Genomic DNA, 18,056 nt, shown 5'->3' with positions numbered 1-18,056 from the left:
CAGCCGCCGCAACAGATATCAGCCGCAATCGCCCGTGCGCTGCCCGTGCATCTTCATGGTCATGCGCATGGGGCCGGACGGCACCTTGCCGCGCATCTCCATCGTGCTGTCCATCGTCGTCGCGGTATACCGGCCATCCATCGTCATCTTCATCGTGCCCGACTGCTCCATATTGCAGGTCGCGGTCGCGTGGAGCTTTCCACCCGCCATCGAGAAGCTGTCATAGGAGCATTTGCCCTTCGACGATTTCACCAGCTTTTGGGGCGCATCGCGAAGGTCGGCGGCGGTGATGCACTGGCTGTGCGACATGCCGTGGCTGTTCATCCGTGATTTCACCATATCGAGCATGCCTGGCGGCGCACCGGGAGGAAGCGCCATATCGAAATCGACGATCGTCGTGGTCGTCTTCCACTCGCCGGGCCGGACGTTCGGCCCGCCGGCGGTGGCGGCTGCTACGGCAACAAGTAAAATGGTCGTGGTCGCGTGCATGATACCCCTCTCAGTATCTCTTCATCTGCGACCCGGCCCGTATTGAAGCGCGTGGCGGCCCGTGATGCAACCCCCGGCGCGAACGGCGCAAACCCGCCTAGGCGTCGATGCTCGTGCCCAGCGCGGCGTTGACCAGCCCGCCATCGACGGTGATCGTTTCGCCCACCACATAATCGCCCGCGCGACTGGCGAGGTAGATCGCGGCGGCAGCCATATCTTCGGGCTCGCCGATGCGCTTGGCGGGGATGCCCTGCGCAACCGCATCGCCGTGGTCGCGCGCGGCGCGGTTCATCTTCGACGGGAAGGCGCCCGGCGCGATCGACGTGACGTTGATCGAGTCGCGGATGAGGCGCGCCGCCATCCGCTTGGTGAGATAGATCAGCGCCGATTTCGACGCGTGATAGCTGTACGTGTCCCAGGGATTGAGCCGCTGCCCGTCGATCGAGGTGATGTTGATGACCTTCGCCGGCTGCTCGTGCCGCGCCGATGCCTGCAACAGGCTGTGCAGCGCCTGGGTAAGGAAGAAGGGCGATTTGACGTTCAGGTCCATGACCTTGTCCCAGCCCTTTTCGGGAAAGGTTTCGAACGGTTCGCCCCACGCCGCGCCGGCATTGTTGACGAGAATATCGAGCTTGTCCTCGCGCTCGGCCAATGTTTCGGCGAGCGCCTTGCAGCCGGCAACGGTCGAGATGTCCTGCGGCAGCGCGATGCAGTTTTCGCCGAGCTCCTCGGCAGTCGCGTTGCACGCATCTGCGTCGCGCGAAGAGATATAGACCTTCGCCCCGCTGGCAATAAAGCCTTCGGCGATCATGCTGCCGATCCCGCGCGACCCGCCGGTGACGAGCGCGACGCGACCGTCGAGGCGGAATAGCTTGCTGACGTCCATGGTGATCCTCTTCCGTGTGTTGCTGTGCGCTCAGCCGCCGCGCTTCATCGTTTCGCGCGCGATGATGATCTGCTGGATCTGGCTGGTGCCTTCATAGATGCGGAACAAACGAACGTCGCGGTAGAGGCGTTCGATCCCGTAATCGGCGATATAGCCCGCGCCGCCGAAAATCTGCACCGCGCGGTCGGCGACGCGCCCGACCATCTCGCTGGCATAATATTTCGCCGCCGCCGACTCCATCACGACATTCTCGCCGGCATCCTTCTTCGCGGCGGTCTCCAGCACGAGCGCGCGCGCGGCAAGCGCCTCGGTCTTTGAATCGGCAATCATCGCCTGAATCAGCTGATGCTCGGCAATGGCCTTTCCGAACTGCTTGCGCTCGCCCGCATAGGCGACGCAATCGGCGATCAGCCGTTCCGCGACGCCGACACAAACGGCAGAGATATGCAGCCGCCCGCGGTCGAGCACCTGCATCGCAATCTTGAAGCCCTGCCCCTCTTCTCCCAGCCGGTTCGCCGCCGGCACCGGCACCTCGTCTAGGTTGAGATCGGCGACCTTGGCGCCTTTCTGCCCCATCTTCTTTTCAGGCTCGCCCACGCTGACGCCCGGCAGGTCGCGCGGGACGAGGAAGGCGGAAACACCGCGCCCGCCCGGCTCGTCCCCGGTGCGCGCCATCACCGTGAACAGATCGGCCTTGTCGGCATTGGTAATGTAGCGCTTGGTCCCTGACAGCTTATAGGTGTCGCCATCCTTCACCGCGCGCGTCTTCACAGACCCGGAATCGCTGCCGACATCGGGTTCGGTCAGCGCGAAGCTGGTGACGATCTCTCCGCTGGCGATCTTCGGCAGCCATTCGCGCTTCTGTTCGTCGCTCCCGGCGATGACGAGGCCCTGGCTACCGATACCGACATTGGTGCCGAAGGCCGACCGGAATGCCGGCGTCGTCCGGCCCATCTCGATCGCGACCCGGCATTCCTCGCTCATCGTCAGGCCAAGGCCGCCATATTCTTCGGCAATCGACAGACCGAACAGGCCGAGCTGCTTCATCTCCTCGACGACCTCGGCGGGGATCGCGTCATCGGCCTCCACCTGCGCTTCCAGCGGGCGGAGCCGTTCGGAAACGAACCGGCGAACGGTGTCGATCAGCGCATCGAATGTTTCTGCGTCGAGAGGCATGTCAGCATCCTGTCCTTATACGGCGGTACAGCTATCGCGCGCGGCATCGCAGGGCAAGCCCTGCCACCATACCACATGTTCCAATAACAGCATGATTGACGCGGGCAACCGTGCTCCTATGCTCGACCGAAAAACCTAAAGGAGAGGCGAATGCGGTTTTCGGGCAAGCGCGCGGTGGTGACCGGCGGCGCGTCGGGCATCGGTCGCGCGACGGCGCTGCGGCTGGCGGACGAGGGTGCCGAAGTCTGGATTGGCGATATCGACGAAACCGGCGGACGCGAACTCGCCGCCGACTCGGGCGGACGCATCCGGTTCCAGCGCTGCGACGTGATGCGGGCGAGCGATATCGAGTCGCTGATCGCGGCAGCCGACGATGCCGGCGGGGTCGATGTCCTGTTCAACAACGCCGGCGCCGGTGGATCGCGCGCGCGGATCGACGAGATCGAACCCGATGAATGGGACCGCACCCAGTCGCTGCTGCTCCGATCGGTCGCGCTCGGCATCCGCTATGCCGCGCCGCTGATGACGAAGCGCGGCGGAGGCGCGATCGTCAACACCGCGTCGATCGCCGCCTTTCAATCAGGCGCCGCGCCGATCGCCTATTCGGCGGCCAAGGCAGGCGTGCTCCACCTGACGCATGTCGCCGCCGCCGAGCTTGCGCAGCACGGGATCCGCGTGAACGCGGTCTGCCCCGGCTTCATCGCCACCAACATCTTCACATCGTCGCTCGGCATCGAGGGCGAGGCACGCGACGCGGCCAATGCCGGCATCGCGAAGATGGCCGCGGGCGCGCAGCCGATCCAGCGCACCGGCACGTCCGACGACATTGCAGCGGCGGTCGCCTATCTCGCCAGCGACGATGCAGGGTTCGTCACCGGCACGCATATCCTGGTCGATGGCGGAATGCTGATCGGCCCGCGCCACAGCTGGGACCCTAATGTGCCGTCGATGTTCGATGCGCTGGCGGGCGTGACGCAGTGACCGCCGCGGGCGCGCTCCCGCCGGTTCGAAAGGTGGGGCGCGGGCCGACGCTTGCCTATGGTTTCGGTGCCGTCGCCTACGGCGTGAAGGACAACGGCTTCGGCACGTTCCTGCTGCTGTTCTACAATCAGGTGGTCGGATTGCCGTCGGCAACCGTCGGGCTGGTCATCATGGCGGCGCTAATATTCGACGCGTTCATCGATCCCGCCGTCGGCGTGCTGTCCGACCGGACGCGGTCGCGCTGGGGACGACGGCATCCATGGATGTATTCGGCGGCGCTTCCCATCGCCGCCGGCTGGTTGCTGTTGTGGAACCCGCCATCGCTCAGCGAACCACTGACGCTCGTCTGGCTGTTCGCGACCGCCGTCGCCGTCCGCACGGCCGTGTCGTGCTATGAAGTGCCGAGCCAGGCGCTGACGCCCGAACTGAGCGCCGATTATGACGAGCGCACACGGATCACATCGTACCGCTATCTGTTCGGATGGGCGGGCGGGCTGACCGCGCTGTTCGCGGCCTATGCGATCTTTCTGACGCCAGAGACGCCGGGCGGAAACGGGCTGCTCAACCGGCCCGGCTATTCGCATTTCGCGCTGGCGACGGCGATTGCGATGGCGGTCGCGATCATCGTCTCGGCACTCGGCACGCATGGCGAGATCAGGCATCTGCCCAAACAGGCGGCGCCCACAGGGAGCGTCGGCGCGGCGTTCCGCGAACTGCTCGAGACGGTGAAGAACCGCGCCTTCGTCATCCTGATGCTGGCGGGCCTGTGCGTCTACACCAATCAGGGCATCAGCTTTTCGCTGTCCAACTATCTCTACAGCTTCGTCTGGCGCTTCAGCGGCGGCGATTTCACCTGGCTGGCGCTGGTGCTGTTCGCCGGCGTGTGCGTCTCGTTCGGAATCGCGCCGCCGGTTGCGCGGCGGATCGGCAAGCCGCGTGCGGCGGCGATCTTCGCTGCCTGTTCGGCGGTGTTGCTGACGCTGCCCTATTGGCTGCGCTTCGCGGGACTGTTTCCCGAACCCGGCAGCCCCATCCTGTTGCCCGCCCTGTTCGGCATCTTCATCTTTCACACCGGATGCAGCGTGTCGGCGATGATCCTCGGCGCGTCGATGATGGCCGATGTCGTCGAGCATTCGGAGGCGCATACCGGCCGCCGGTCGGAGGGCGTGTTCTTCGCCGGCGGATTTTTCATCCAGAAATGCACCAGCGGTGTCGGTATCGCGATCTCGGGCCTCGTCCTATGGGCTGCGAACTTTCCCGCGGCGGCGACGCCCGGCGAGGTGCCGGTGCCGGTAATCGACCGGCTGACGCTCATCTATTGCGTGATCTATCTTTGCGTAGGCCTGCTCGGCGCATGGCTCTATAGCCGGTTCCCGTTCGGGCGCGACGAGCACATGTCGCGCGTCGAGGCGATGGGCGGCTCCGCCGGCGAAGCGAGCATGCCGATCCGGTGACGGAAATGCCCGCCGGGATCGCTCCCGACGGGCACCTTTCCTCCCCAGGAAACCCGAGGCTCCGTTCAGGAGCCGAAGGCCCCGGCGTGCCAGCCGGGGTCCATATCGATATGGTCAGGCGTAACTGCCGAGGCGGTGATAGAGCGCCTTCACGCGCGCCAGTTCGTGTTCGTCCTCGAGCTGCTTGGCATATTCGCCGAGCGCGGTGCGCAGCAGCTTGAAATCGGCGGTGGAAAGCAGCGCCCTTGCGCGACCGGGTTCGCCGACGGGACGGGCGGGCGGAGTTTGGAGTTCGACTTGCATCACGCTGTCTCCTTTCAGGCAGCTTGTTTCTTGAACTGGTCGGCTTCGGTCGATTCGGCGAGCGCGGTGGTCGAACTCGCGCCACCGGCGAGCGTGGTCGCGACCTTGTCGAAATAGCCGGTGCCGACCTCGCGCTGGTGGCGCGTGGCGGTGTAGCCGTTCGCCTCGCTCGCGAACTCGGCCTGTTGCAGCTCGGAATAGGCCGCCATGCCGCGATCCCTGTACCCGCGCGCCAGCTCGAACATGCCGTGGTTGAGCTGGTGGAAGCCGGCAAGCGTCACGAACTGGAACTTGTATCCCATCGCGCCCAGCTCGCGCTGGAAGCGGGCGATGTCATCCTTGTCGAGATTGGCTTCCCAGTTGAAGCTGGGCGAGCAGTTGTACGCGAGCAGCTTGTTCGGATGCTCGCGCTTGATCGCCTCGGCAAAGCGGCGCGCGTCTTCCAGATTGGGTTTGGACGTCTCCCACCACAGCAGGTCGGCATGGGTCGCAAATGCCAGACCCCGCTTGATGCAGTGGTCGACACCCGTCCCCTCCTTCAACCGGAAAAAGCCTTCAGGGGTGCGTTCGCCGGTCAGGAACTCGTGGTCGCGCTCATCGACATCGCTGGTGATGAGCTTGGCCGATTCGGCATCGGTGCGCGCGATCACCAGCGTCGGCACGCCCGACACGTCGGCGGCGAGCCGTGCGCTGTCGAGGTTGCGGATATGCGCCTGGGTCGGGATCAGCACCTTGCCGCCCAGATGGCCGCACTTCTTCTCCGCCGCCAACTGATCCTCGTAATGAACGCCCGCGGCACCGGCGGCGATATAGGCCTTCATGATCTCGAAGCAGTTGAGCGGGCCGCCGAACCCGGCTTCGGCATCGGCGACGATCGGCGCGAACCAGTCGCGCGTCGCGCCGCCTTCCGAATGCTCGATCTGGTCGGCGCGCTGCAAGGTATTGTTGATGCGGCGGGCAAGCTCGGGACCGGCATTGGCGGGATAAAGCGACTGGTCGGGATACATCGCGCCGGCGGTGTTGGCGTCGGCAGCCACCTGCCAGCCCGAAAGATAGATCGCCTTCAGCCCCGCACGGACCATCTGCATCGCCTGATTGCCGCTGAGCGCGCCGAGGGCGTTGATATAATCCTCTGACTGGAGCAGCTGCCACAATGTGTTGGCGCCGCGCCGCGCGAGCGTATGTTCGACCGCGACCGACCCGCGCAGCTTCGCCACATCCTCGGGCGAATAGGGGCGCTCGATGCCGTCGAAGCGGCCGCTGGGGGCGGGAACGAGATCGTCGAAAGTCATGTCGTTTCCTTTACAAGTTCGACCGACCATTACGGCCGGGACACGCCTAAATTCTCATAATTCGCGTTGATTGGAATATAATATGTCGCCAAAAGTGGTTGCGCGGTCAGGATGGCGACTCTCGACAATGTAATGTTGTAAATATATTTACAGTCTGTGTCGCCATTCCGGCGAAGGCGCGAATCCAGATCGGCTGAGCGAACCGAAGACCATCGACGGCCGTGGATATGAATTTCCGCCTTCGCGCGAATGATGCTGGGGTGGTTGGATCGCAGTGACGGTATCATGAGCGAAGGGCGGTAGGAAAATGGCCGAAGCCAAATTGTTCGCAGGGCATGTCGTGCGCCGGTTGCGGCGTCAGGTCGGGCTGACCCAGGCGGCGATGGCGGAGATGCTCGACATCTCGGCGAGCTATCTCAACCTGATCGAGCGCAACCAGCGACCGCTGTCGGCGACCCTGTTGCTGCGCCTTTCCGAACGGTTCGACTTCGACCCGCGCCAGCTATCGGCGAACGAGCCCGGCGGCGGTGCCGACGCGGTGCGACGCAGGCTCGCCGATCCGATGTTCGGCGACCTCGAGATCGACCGCGCCGAGCTGGAGGAATGGCTTGCCGGTGCACCGGGCGGGGTCGAAGCCTTTGCCCGCGCCTATGACCGGATCGGACAGGGCGGGTCGGCCGTAACGGGCGATGATGGCGACCCCGTCGCCCCGGTTCGCCGCGAGATCGAACGCTGGCGCAACCATTTCGCCGATCTCGACGCCGCGGCCGAACAGATCGCCGACGAATTGCGACTGGGCGCGGGCGACCTGTACGGGGCGATCGCCGAGCGGCTGCGCGTCAAGCACCAGCTTTCGATCCGCATCCTGCCCGCCGATGTGATGCCCGACCTGCTGCGCAGGCTCGACCTCCATGCCCGCCAGCTGCAGCTCTCCGAACTGCTCGATCCCAGCTCGCGCACCTTCGCCGCTGCCTATCAACTCGCGCAGAACGAGGCTCGCGCGGAGATCGAGGCGCTGGTAAAGGGCGCCGAATTCGCCAATCCGGCGGCCGAACGGCTCTACCGCCGCCACCTGACAAGCTATTTCTCCGCCGCGCTGATGATGCCCTATGCCCGCTTCCTGCGCGCGTGCGAGGCAACCGGTTATGATATCGAAATCCTGCAGCGCCGCTTCGGCGCGGGGTTCGAACAGGTCGCGCACCGGCTGACCACGCTCAGCCGCGTCGGCGCACGCGGCCTGCCCTTTTTCATGATCCGCATCGACCGCGCCGGGCAGGTCTCGAAACGCTATGCCGGTGCAAGCGGCGCGGCGCTGGTCGAAGCGCCCGGACGCTGCCCGCTGTGGCGGCTGCACCATGCCTTCGACCGGCCGGGGAGCCTTGCGGTGCAACTCGTCGATCTCGAAGGATCGGGCGACGATTCGGGTCCGCCGCGCTGGTTGACCATCGCGCGCACGGTGACGCCGCCGGGCAGGCGCTACGGACAGGTCGACGCGATGTTCGCGATCGGCATCGGCGTGGAAGCGAGCCTCGCCGCCCCGCTCGCGGCTGCGCGCGGCATCGACCTGACAGCCGACGCGACGCCAATCGGGCTCGGCTGTCGCCAGTGCGTCCGTCCCGACTGCCCCCAACGCTCCGCCCCGCCGGCCGCCCGCGCGCTCCTCATCAACGAACGCGAACGCGGTGTTTCGGCATTTCGCTTCGCGGGGGATTGAGAAGTGCGAGCCAGGTTTTCCAGGGCACCGGTAGCGACAAGCTGCCGAGCACCCGAAGCCGCCTAGCTGCGTACGGGCCCGGGCGAGCCTGCCTCCTTCTGAATGAAGGCTCGCACCGACTGCTTGAATTTCTCCGGCGCGGTCATGAGGATAAAGTGCGGCGCGCGCGACCGGGACCAGCGTGACATCCCCTGCCCCCTTCAGTGCTGCGACATGTTCCTGAGCGCCGCGATAGGGCGTCTTGGGATCGAGCGTACCGTGAAGGACCATCATCGGCGGAATCGTTTGGGGCGATTCCCCGAAGCTCTCATCCGGCCGATAGGTCGGAAACCCGCCCGATAGCAGCAGCGACGGCAATGGGCTGGCGAAGAGATACCCCTCGCCCTCTTGCTTGATCGTCTCCGCAGTCAACGCAGGGCGGGCATTGTTTTCAGAGCGGCTGATGAGGCTGACCAGCGGGATCGACGACCCGCTTTGCGGATAGGCGTCGAGTATGGAGCCCCTGCTCGCCAGCCTGCCCATCGCATATTCGAGCCACGCCGGATCGTCGGCCTGCAATCCCGCGATGACATAGGGAAGCATCGCGCGCGTTTCGGGAAAGTCGAGCAGCGCGGCCAGCCGGTATTTCAGCTTCGCGCCGGCCAGATCCTCGATATCGTCGCGCGCAAGAAGCTGGCGAACCGCCTGCTCCGCACCGCCGGGGAAATATCGGCTGCACTCCGGGCGCGCATCGCATTCGCGCAGCACCTCGCGGCCAACGCGGTCGGTGACCGCCGAACGGTGGCTCAAGTCGAGCTGGTCGTCGCTTTCGAGCGGAACGAGCGAGTCGAGGATCACGCCGTCGAGGTCACGATGGTCGCCGAGCGTGAGCATCCGCAAGACCAGTTGCGTGCCGTAAGAGACACCATAGAGATAGGTACGCCCGCCGGTGTCGAAGCGCGACATCAGCATATCGAGATCGCGCGCGGCGTTCGAGATCGTGAACGACCGGGTCCGTTCCGCGTTCGCGTTCAGAGCCCCGAAACACGAACCCCATTCCGCCCCGGCGAGCGACGTTCCCGCGTCGCTGGACGGACTCTCCTCCTTGGGGCAAAGCCGCGTCGAGAAGCCGGTCCCGCGGTGATCGGCAATCATCAGGTCGAACCCCGGAGCAGCCGCCCGCACCGTATCGACGAAGGGATAGAAAGACGCCCCGGATTCGCCGGGCCCGCCCGCGACCAGCCAGAGCTGGCCCTTGGGATTTCCCTCGGCAGGGAATTTCCGCACGAAGAGTTCGACCGTCCCGTCGCCCGGCTCGGAATAATTCAGTGGCGCCTCTACACGCGCGCACTGCGTCCCGCGCAACGACGCATGCGAACCGGCATCCGCGCACTGCGCGAATTCACCTGTCGGCGCCTGAGCCTGAGCCTGAGCCTGAGCCTGAGCATCGGAAGGTATCCCGAGCGAAAGAAACGCGAGCGACAAAGGCGCAAAGATACGAAAGGCAACAGCCACTATTTCCCCCCAATAACGAAACTGTGCGGTGGCGTAACGGAGCACCCCCATATGCGCAACCAACCGGGGAGCGGCCCTCCTTCTCTCAGGCGGAAATGGCAGCAAGACCGTGCGCCCGCGCGGAAATCGCGGTCAGGCGTCGCCTCTATGGCAGGATGCCGTCCCATTCGGCGCTGTGGTCGCCGTCATGGTTTTCCATGCCCGGCTTGGTCAGATAGCCGCGGTCGCCGGGCACATGGCTGAAGATCATCCGTGCCGGGTTTTCGTGCCATGACAGGTTGAACGCCCAGCGGACGGGGAAGAATTCCATCGTCGAATAGGGCAGGTTATCGTGTACCCACCAGGCCAGCCGCTTCCAGTCGCCGGGCTGGTCGAAGCGATTGACGAAGCCCGGCACGACGATGCACGCGGTGGCGCCCATATGCCCCTTCGCATCGCGCATGTCCCAGATATGGTGCGCGGCGTTGCGCTCGTTCGACGCGCAATTATGACCCTTGGCATTGCCGAGCGCGTTGATCTCCGCCGAACGATAGGCCGAGCGGATCGCGATCCGGCCGAACGCGTCCTGCAACGGTTCGAGCAAATCCTCGCACAGCCGTGTTCCCGCCGCGATCGCCAGATCGGGATCGTCGGGAATGTTCGCCAGCTTGTAGATCTGGGCGATGTCCGAATAGAGGAAATCGCGCATGAAAAAGGTCCGCGAAAGCTGGACCCTGCCCAGCTCGGTCAGCGCGTTGACGGTCTGCGGCTTCTTCACGGCAATGATCCTCCCGCCGGCATCGAGGCGAAGGGACATAGCAGCAAATGCTTTACGGTGCCTCAACCACGATCAGGTCGCGGGCTGCCAATGCTGCGTCTTGCAGAACGGGCCGATACAGCCCTTTACCGTCAGCGTCCGCCCATCGCGTTGCAGGACCGATCGATAGGTCTTGCCGCTCTTGGGGTCATAGATCTGCCCCTTCCACTCGTCGCCATCGGCGGTGAGGCCGGACAGGATCGTCAGCCCCTCGATCGGGCGGTTGCGCTTGGCGGGATCGGGATTGTGAACGTCGTGCGTCGGCTTCGACGGGTCGACCTTCAGGATTTTCGCGACCTTGCCGCACAGGCTTTGCCCGCAGCGGCCGATCTCGACCAGCGCCTTGCCGTCCTCGGTGATCCAGCGGCCCGTGACCGGTGCCGGCGCGGCGAACGCGGGCACGGCCAACAGGCAGCCGGCGAGGACGGCAAGCGCCTTCATGCGCTTACGCCGCCAGCTTGCGCAGGACGTAATGCAGGATGCCGCCGTTGAGATAGTAATCGAGCTCGTTGGCGGTATCGATGCGACACCGGGTCATGAACGTCTCGCTCGACCCGTCGGCGCGGGTCAGCGTCACCTCGACATCCTGGCGCGGGCGGATATCGGCGACGCCGCGGATCGTGAAGCTTTCCGACCCGTCGAGCTTCAGCGTGTTGCGCGTGACGCCTTCTGCGAACTGCAGCGGCAGCACACCCATGCCGACCAGGTTCGAGCGGTGGATACGCTCGAAGCTTTCGGCGATGACCGCGCGGACGCCGAGCAGGATCGTGCCCTTCGCCGCCCAGTCGCGGCTCGATCCGGTGCCATATTCCTTGCCGGCGATCACGACCAGCGGCGTGCCGTCGGCCTTGTGACGCATCGCCGCGTCATAGATCGGCATGACCTCGCCATCATATTTCGTCATGCCGCCTTCGACGCCCGGCACCATCTCGTTGCGGATGCGGATATTGGCGAAGGTGCCGCGCATCATGACTTCGTGGTTGCCGCGGCGCGAGCCGTAGCTGTTGAAGTCCTGACGGCTGACCTGATGCTCCTGCAGATACGTGCCCGCCGGGCTGTCGGCCTTGATCGCGCCCGCCGGCGAGATGTGGTCGGTGGTAACCGAATCGCCCAAGAGCGCGAGCGGCTTTGCCTCGATCACATCGCCCACGGGGGCCGGCGTCATCGTCATGCCGTCGAAATAGGGCGGGTTCTGGACGTAGGTCGAACTCGGGTTCCACTGATAGGTGTTCGAACCTTCGACGTCGATACCGCGCCAATGCTCGTCGCCCTTGTAGACGTCGCCGTAACGGTCGCGGAACATTGCGTCGTTGATGTTGGCGGTCACCATGTCGGACACTTCCTGGTTCGACGGCCAGATGTCCTTCAGGAAGACGTCGTTGCCGTCCTTGTCCTGGCCGATCGGCGTCGCTTCCATGTCCTCGGTCACGGTGCCCTTCAGCGCATAGGCGACGACGAGCGGCGGCGAGGCGAGGAAGTTGGCGCGCACGTCGGGCGACACGCGGCCTTCGAAGTTGCGGTTGCCCGACAGAACCGAAGCGGCGACGATGTCGTTGCCGTTGATCGCCTTCGAGATCGGCTCGGCGAGCGGACCCGAATTGCCGATGCAGGTCGTGCAGCCATAGCCGACGAGGTTGAAGCCGAGCGCATTGAGATCGTCGGTCAGCCCCGCCTTGTCGAGATAGTCGGTGACGACCTGGCTTCCGGGCGCGAGCGAGGTCTTGACCCAGGGCTTGGTCTTCAGCCCGAGCTCGTTCGCCTTGCGCGCGACGAGGCCGGCGGCGACGAGCACGGCCGGGTTCGAGGTGTTGGTGCAGCTCGTGATCGCAGCGATGACGACGTCGCCGTCGCCGATGTCGTGATCGCGGCCCTCGACATCGACACGCTTGGGCGCCGACTTCTTGTAGACGCTTTCGAGGTCGCCGTTGAACTCGTCATCGACCTGCGGAAGCTCGATCCGGTCCTGCGGGCGCTTCGGGCCGGCAAGGCTGGCATGGACGGTCGACATGTCGAGTTCGAGCATGTCGGTGAAGACCGGGTCCTTGCCGTCGGCGTCGTGCCACATTCCCTGCGCCTTGCAATAGGCTTCGGTCAGCGCGACGGTTTCCTCGTCGCGGCCGGTCAGGCGCATATATTCCATCGTCTTTTCGTCGATGGGGAAGAAGCCGCAGGTCGCGCCATATTCGGGCGCCATGTTGGCGATCGTCGCACGGTCGGCCAGCGTCAGCGCGTGCAGGCCGGGGCCGAAGAATTCGACGAAGCGGCCGACAACGCCCTTCTTGCGCAGCATCTGCGTCACGGTGAGGACGAGGTCGGTGGCGGTGATGCCCTCGTTCAGCTTGCCGGTCAGCTTGAAACCGACGACTTCGGGGATGAGCATCGATACCGGCTGGCCGAGCACGGCGGCTTCGGCCTCGATCCCGCCGACGCCCCAACCGAGCACGCCGAGACCGTTGATCATCGTGGTGTGGCTGTCGGTGCCGACCAGCGTGTCGGGATAGGCGACCTTCTTGCCGTTCGAATCCTCCGACGACCATACGCCGCGACCGATATATTCGAGGTTCACCTGGTGGCAGATGCCGGTGCCCGGCGGCACGACGTTGAAATTGTCGAGCGCCTTGGCGCCCCATTTGAGAAATTCGTAGCGCTCGCCATTGCGCTCATATTCGCGCTCGACATTGTGCTCGAACGCCTTGGGGTTGCCGAACTCGTCGACCATGACCGAGTGATCGATGACGAGGTGGCAGGGAACCTGCGGATTGATCTTCTCGGCATCGCCGCCGAGCTTCTTGATCGCGTCGCGCATCGCGGCGAGATCGACGACGCAGGGAACGCCGGTGAAATCCTGCATCAGCACGCGCGCGGGGCGATACTGGATTTCGCGGTCCGAACGGCAATCCTTCTGCCAGTCGACGATCGCCTGCGCATCGTCGGGCGTCACGGTGGTGCCGTCGTCGAAGCGCAGCATGTTTTCGAGCAGCACCTTCATCGAGAAGGGCAGGCGCGAGATGTCACCGAGCTTTTCCGCTGCCTTTGCGAGCGAGTAATAGCCATATTCGGTGCCGCCGACCTTTAGCGTGTCGCGGGTACCGAGCGTGTCCTTGCCGATGGCGGTCATATCGGGGTGTTCCCTTCCCTTGTCTGTTGCCTTGCCAACGCTGGGATCGGCCTGAGGGTCCGTGCTGCTCGCCGGCCCCGAAAGGGCGGCGTGGGATCGGGGGTCCTCTGTGCCGATACGCTGGCGGAAAACTGGCGAATACGAGATTCGAGGGAGCCTGTAGCAAGGGGGTGCGATTTGGGAAAGAGCGCGCGCCGCACCCGCCGCTCCACGCTTCGCCGCCGATGAACGACACCCCGGCCAACAGCACGTCCGAATTGCCACCATCGGGCCTCAGGCAATCAGCCTGATCCGGAATGGCATGGTCGCATCATAATGATGCAAATATGCCATAGTTTTCTACATTTTTGTTACGAACGTCACTTCGCCCTTGTTCAACCGATGCGCGCCCCGATAGGCGCAAGGACGAAAAAATAACGACCGGAGAGGATGCGCGAACCGCCCAGGGCGGCCTGTAACGGGGACGAGCGCTTTCAACTCGTCCCCCAAAATCAAAGGGGACGAGACATGAGAAAACATATTTTCCTGACCGGCGCGGCGCTCGGCGCACTGGCCGCCCTGCCCGCGGCTGCGCAGACCGCGACGGACAACACCCCCGCCGACCAGCAATCGACGCAAGCCCAACCGTCGGCCGACATCGTCGTGACCGGGACGCGCGCCGCCGGACGGACGCGGCTCGACACCATCTCCCCGGTCGATGTGCTGTCGGCACAGGCGCTCAAGAACCAGGGCACGACCGAAACCGCGGCCGCGCTCGCCACCGTCGCTCCGTCGATCGATTTCCCGCGCCCCGCCGTCACCGACGCGACCGACGCGATCCGGCCCGCGACGCTGCGCGGCCTGTCGCCCGACCAGACGCTGGTGCTCATCAACAGCGTGCGCGCGCATCCGTCGGCGCTGCTCAACATCAACGGGTCGGTCGGCCGCGGCGCCGCGGCGGTCGATCTCAACACGATCCCCACCGCCGCGCTTGAAAGCATCGAGGTGCTTCGCGACGGCGCATCGGCGCTGTACGGATCGGACGCGATTGCGGGCGTGGTCAATCTGCGGCTGCGCCAGGACAGGACCGGCGGCGGCACCAGCGTGACCTTCGGCGGCTACGACACCTACGTTCCCGCCCCGCTCGCACCGCGCCACGTCACCGATGGCGGCACGCTGACGGTTTCGGGCTGGCAGAACGTGCCGATCGGCGCGGAGGGTTATCTCGACGTTACCGGCGAATATGTGAACCGCGAGCCGACCAGCCGCGGCGACCTCGATACCCGCGACACGCCCGCCAAGATCCGCTCGCGCTTCGGCGATCCCGATGTGAACCAATATACCGGCTATGCCAATCTTGGCGTGCCGCTGGGCGACAGCGGGTGGCAGGTCGTCGGCTGGGGCGGCTATCAGTATCGCCGCACACAGTCGGCCGCCTTCCCGCGCAATCCGAGCAACACCAACAACGTCCCGGCAATCTATCCCGACGGGTTCCTGCCGCTGATCCAGACCAAGTCGCGCGACTTCACCGTCACCGGTGGTGTGAAGGGCGCGCTTGGCGACTGGGACACCAGCCTCACCGCGTCCTACGGCAAGAACAAGATCGATTATTCGACGATCCACACGCTGAACGCGACCTATGGCGCGCAGTCGAAGACGAGCTTTTACGACGGCGCGGTCTCCTACGACCAGTTCGTCACCAATCTCGATCTCTCGCACGATTACTCGCTCGGCGCGGGCAGCGACCTGACGGTCGCGGGCGGCGCCGAATATCGCCGCGAAAGCTATGCGATTTCGGCGGGTGAGCCGCAGTCCTACGACCACGGCCCGGTCTATGTCAGCCCAACCAACGGCAATTCGACATCGGCGGGCGCACAGGGGTTCGGCGGGTTCAGCCCCGACAACATCGTCAGCGAACATCGCGACAATATCAGCGGTTATCTCGACCTCGAAGGCCGCTTCGCCAATCTCAGCGTCGGCGCAGCCGGACGGTACGAACATTATTCGGACTTCGGCGACACGGTGAACGGCAAGCTTTCGGCGCGCTACGACTTCACGCCCAGCTTCGCGATCCGCGGCGGCATCCAGACCGGATTCCGCGCACCGTCGCTGCAGCAGCAATATTTCACCTCGATCGCATCGGTCGTCGATAGCGGCAACGTGATCCTGACGGGTACCTTCCCGTCGGTCAGCCCGGTGGCACGCGCGCTCGGCGGACAGCAGCTCGAGCCCGAGAAATCGACCAACTATTCGGCGGGCATCGTCTTTCGCAGCGGCGCATTCAACCTCACCGCCGATGCCTATGAAATCGACCTGCGCAACGGCCTTGCGCTGTCTGAGAATATCCGGTCGAGCTTCAGCACCGATGTCGCAAACCTGCTCGCGCCCTATGGCGTGGCGTCGGCGCGCTTCTTCCTGAACGGGGTGAAGTCGCGGACGCGCGGCATCGATGTCGTGGCGAATTACAAGCTGCGCACCGACAGCGCCGGCATCTTCGATTTCACGGTCGCGGGCAATTACAACGACCTGAAGGTGCTGAGCGTCCCCGAAACCACTTCGACGCTCAACCCCGCGCCGACGCTGGTCAGCCGCCAGCGAATCGTCTCGCTGGAGGACGGCACCCCCGAAACCAAGGTCACGGGCACAATCGACTGGTCACTGGGCGATGTCGGGCTGACCGCGCGCGGCGTTTATTATGGCGACGTGATCGAACCGGGCAGCTCGGCCGCGTCCGACCTGCACACCGGAGCGAAGGTGATTACCGATATCGAGGCGCGCTTTACCGTCGCCGACAGGTTCCATTTCGGCTTTGGCGCGGACAATCTGTTCGATGTCTACCCCGATGCGGCACCGGCGGGCTTTGCGGTCGGCGTGGTCGCCTTCCCCTTCTATTCGCCATTCGGCTTCAATGGTCGCCGGCTCTATGTGAAGGCCGGTCTCGACTGGTAGGACAGGCAAGCGGGGCGAAGCCGGTCCGGCCTCGCCCCGCCCCGTTCGACGGAATTTGATCCGTCAGGTGAAGAGCATCCAGAGCCCCATCGCGAACATCATCACATTCTCGGTCAGCGAAACGAAGCCCAGCGGCACGTTCGATCCGCCACCGACACAGGCGCATTTGAGTTCGCGCTTCTGGACATAGACGGCGTAGAATACCGACACGCCTCCGACGCCACCGATGAACAGCGCGATCGGCACCGAGAGCCAGTTTAGCGCGTGCGCGGCCATCAATATGCCCGCCAGCGCTTCGGCAAAGGGATAGATATAGGCATAGGGAACCCAGCGCCTGGCAAGCAGGTCGTAACCGAGGAACATCGTCGCGAAGCCGTCAACATCCTGAAGCTTCTGCATCGCGAGCAGACACATCGAGATCGCGATGAACAGCTCGCCCGCCATCACCGTCAACAGCGTGCCCGACAACAGCCAGCTTACCGCCAGCGCCAGCGCAGCCGCCATGCCGAAGATCGCGATCACCGGCGTGTAGCTGGTCGCGTTCTTGTCCTTGACCGGCTTGCCGAAAAAACGACGCAGATCTTCGTATCCGCCGATACGCTCGCCGCCGATAAAGGTCTGCGGCGTGGTCTTGACGCCGTGGTCCTGCTTGAACGCGTCGGTCTGTTCGCGCGTCGACAGATGATGGTCTTCGACCCGGTAACCCTGGCTCTTGAGCAGGTGCAGCGTCTTCAGTCCGAACGGGCAGACATGCTTGTCCATCACCATGCGATAGACGGTGGCGGTCTTGTTGCGCGTGTTCGGCGCGGTGCTCATATCGTTCATCGCTTCACCTTTTCGAACAGTTCAACCAGTTCGCCGAACTTGACCTGCTGCTCGGCAGGGTCGCCCGAGCGGATCGCATCGGCGACGCAGTGCGCGGCGTGATCCTTCAGAACCGCGCTTTCGACCTTGGCGAGCGCGGACTTCACCGCCTGCACCTGATGGAGGATGTCGATGCAGTAGCGATCGTCCTCGACCATCTGGGCCAATCCGCGAACCTGCCCTTCGATCCGCTTCAACCGGTTGACCGTCGCCTTGCGCGCCTCGTTCATCGCGTCCTCTTGCAATACCCTATGGGGGTATATATCTGGCAAGCCACCAGACGAATTTCAAGCAGGTGGTCCCTTGGAACTGAACAGACGCAGGATGCTCGGCACGATGGCGATGGCCGGATCGGCGATGGCGCTACCCGGCTGGGCGCGCGGCGCCGATCTGCGCGCGGAAGCGGTGCGCGCGGGGTTCGACGAGGTCAGCGGCGCGTCGATCGACCTGACCGTCGGGCGCGGGCCGCGCATGGTCCAGGGCCGCGCGGGCCACGCGATCGCGGTGAACGGCAGCGTGCCCGGACCGCTCGTCCGGTTGAAGGAAGGCACGACGGCGCGG

At 64.7% G+C, this 18,056-nt stretch carries 14 protein-coding genes and 2 pseudogenes; 5 read left to right on the top strand and 11 right to left on the bottom strand.

Features of this window, described 5'->3' with window-relative positions; all coding sequences use genetic code 11:
- Positions 1-18: 18 nt before the first annotated feature.
- From J7S20_RS12695 to J7S20_RS12685, 3 genes are all read right to left on the bottom strand, one after another.
- Positions 19-489, bottom strand: a complete 471-nt coding sequence (locus J7S20_RS12695; protein WP_284054620.1) for a DUF3617 domain-containing protein — start codon at positions 487-489, stop codon at positions 19-21.
- 97 nt (positions 490-586) lie between these two features.
- Positions 587-1,375: an SDR family oxidoreductase gene (locus J7S20_RS12690; protein ID WP_284054619.1), complete on the bottom strand. Its 789-nt coding sequence runs from the start codon at positions 1,373-1,375 to the stop codon at positions 587-589.
- Between the two features lie 30 nt (positions 1,376-1,405).
- The gene (locus J7S20_RS12685; protein WP_284054618.1) at positions 1,406-2,551 is read right to left on the bottom strand and encodes an acyl-CoA dehydrogenase family protein; all 1,146 of its coding nucleotides are present in this window, start codon (positions 2,549-2,551) and stop codon (positions 1,406-1,408) included.
- A 150-nt stretch (positions 2,552-2,701) separates the two neighbouring features.
- Between J7S20_RS12685 and J7S20_RS12680 the strand changes: the two genes are divergently transcribed.
- Together J7S20_RS12680 and J7S20_RS12675 are read left to right on the top strand one after the other, a co-directional pair.
- On the top strand, positions 2,702-3,532 hold the full coding sequence (locus J7S20_RS12680) for an SDR family NAD(P)-dependent oxidoreductase (RefSeq protein ID WP_284054617.1): 831 nt from the start codon (positions 2,702-2,704) through the stop codon (positions 3,530-3,532).
- Entirely contained in the window at positions 3,529-4,986 is a 1,458-nt protein-coding gene (locus J7S20_RS12675) for an MFS transporter (protein WP_284054616.1), read from the top strand. The genes J7S20_RS12680 and J7S20_RS12675 overlap by 4 nt, the downstream gene beginning before the upstream one ends.
- Positions 4,987-5,100: 114 nt before the next feature.
- On the opposite strand, the gene J7S20_RS12670 is transcribed toward J7S20_RS12675, so the two are convergent.
- Both J7S20_RS12670 and aceA read right to left on the bottom strand, forming a co-directional pair.
- Positions 5,101-5,289 (bottom strand): hypothetical protein, encoded by a 189-nt coding sequence (locus J7S20_RS12670; RefSeq protein WP_284054615.1) that lies wholly within the window; start codon positions 5,287-5,289, stop codon positions 5,101-5,103.
- 14 nt (positions 5,290-5,303) lie between these two features.
- Complete coding sequence (gene aceA, locus J7S20_RS12665; RefSeq protein ID WP_284054614.1) at positions 5,304-6,581, bottom strand: isocitrate lyase; 1,278 nt, start codon at positions 6,579-6,581, stop codon at positions 5,304-5,306.
- Between the two features lie 307 nt (positions 6,582-6,888).
- Here aceA and J7S20_RS12660 point away from each other — a divergent pair, with 307 nt between their 5' ends.
- Positions 6,889-8,295, top strand: coding sequence for a helix-turn-helix domain-containing protein (locus J7S20_RS12660; protein ID WP_284054613.1), 1,407 nt, complete (start codon positions 6,889-6,891; stop codon positions 8,293-8,295).
- 192 nt (positions 8,296-8,487) lie between these two features.
- Here J7S20_RS12660 and J7S20_RS16360 read toward each other — a convergent pair.
- The 4 genes and pseudogenes from J7S20_RS16360 to acnA form a co-directional block, all read right to left on the bottom strand.
- A pseudogene (locus tag J7S20_RS16360) lies at positions 8,488-9,840 on the bottom strand (alpha/beta fold hydrolase); the annotation flags it as partial.
- 94 nt (positions 9,841-9,934) lie between these two features.
- Positions 9,935-10,546, bottom strand: a complete 612-nt coding sequence (locus J7S20_RS12655; RefSeq protein WP_284054612.1) for a hypothetical protein — start codon at positions 10,544-10,546, stop codon at positions 9,935-9,937.
- Between the two features lie 72 nt (positions 10,547-10,618).
- On the bottom strand, positions 10,619-11,026 hold the full coding sequence (locus J7S20_RS12650) for a DUF2147 domain-containing protein (RefSeq protein WP_284054611.1): 408 nt from the start codon (positions 11,024-11,026) through the stop codon (positions 10,619-10,621).
- A gap of 4 nt (positions 11,027-11,030) precedes the next feature.
- Positions 11,031-13,703, bottom strand: a complete 2,673-nt coding sequence (gene acnA, locus J7S20_RS12645; protein WP_284054610.1) for an aconitate hydratase AcnA — start codon at positions 13,701-13,703, stop codon at positions 11,031-11,033.
- 507 nt (positions 13,704-14,210) lie between these two features.
- On the opposite strand from acnA, the gene J7S20_RS12640 reads away from it, so the two are divergent.
- Positions 14,211-16,631 (top strand): TonB-dependent receptor plug domain-containing protein, encoded by a 2,421-nt coding sequence (locus tag J7S20_RS12640; RefSeq protein ID WP_284054609.1) that lies wholly within the window; start codon positions 14,211-14,213, stop codon positions 16,629-16,631.
- 63 nt (positions 16,632-16,694) lie between these two features.
- On the opposite strand, the gene J7S20_RS12635 is transcribed toward J7S20_RS12640, so the two are convergent.
- A complete protein-coding gene (locus tag J7S20_RS12635; protein WP_430980946.1) occupies positions 16,695-17,456 on the bottom strand; it encodes a MauE/DoxX family redox-associated membrane protein in 762 nt (253 codons plus the stop codon).
- Entirely contained in the window at positions 17,453-17,725 is a 273-nt protein-coding gene (locus J7S20_RS12630; RefSeq protein ID WP_284054608.1) for a metal-sensitive transcriptional regulator, read from the bottom strand. The genes J7S20_RS12635 and J7S20_RS12630 overlap by 4 nt, the downstream gene beginning before the upstream one ends.
- A gap of 73 nt (positions 17,726-17,798) precedes the next feature.
- Here J7S20_RS12630 and J7S20_RS12625 point away from each other — a divergent pair.
- Positions 17,799-18,056: pseudogene (locus tag J7S20_RS12625) on the top strand (copper resistance system multicopper oxidase); the annotation flags it as partial.

Source organism: Stakelama marina (genome assembly GCF_018122655.1).
In the GTDB taxonomy this organism is placed as follows: Bacteria; Pseudomonadota; Alphaproteobacteria; order Sphingomonadales; family Sphingomonadaceae; genus Sphingomonas; species Sphingomonas marina.
Note: the sequence above shows the minus strand (reverse complement) of the source record. Positions and strands in the feature narration are given on the sequence as shown.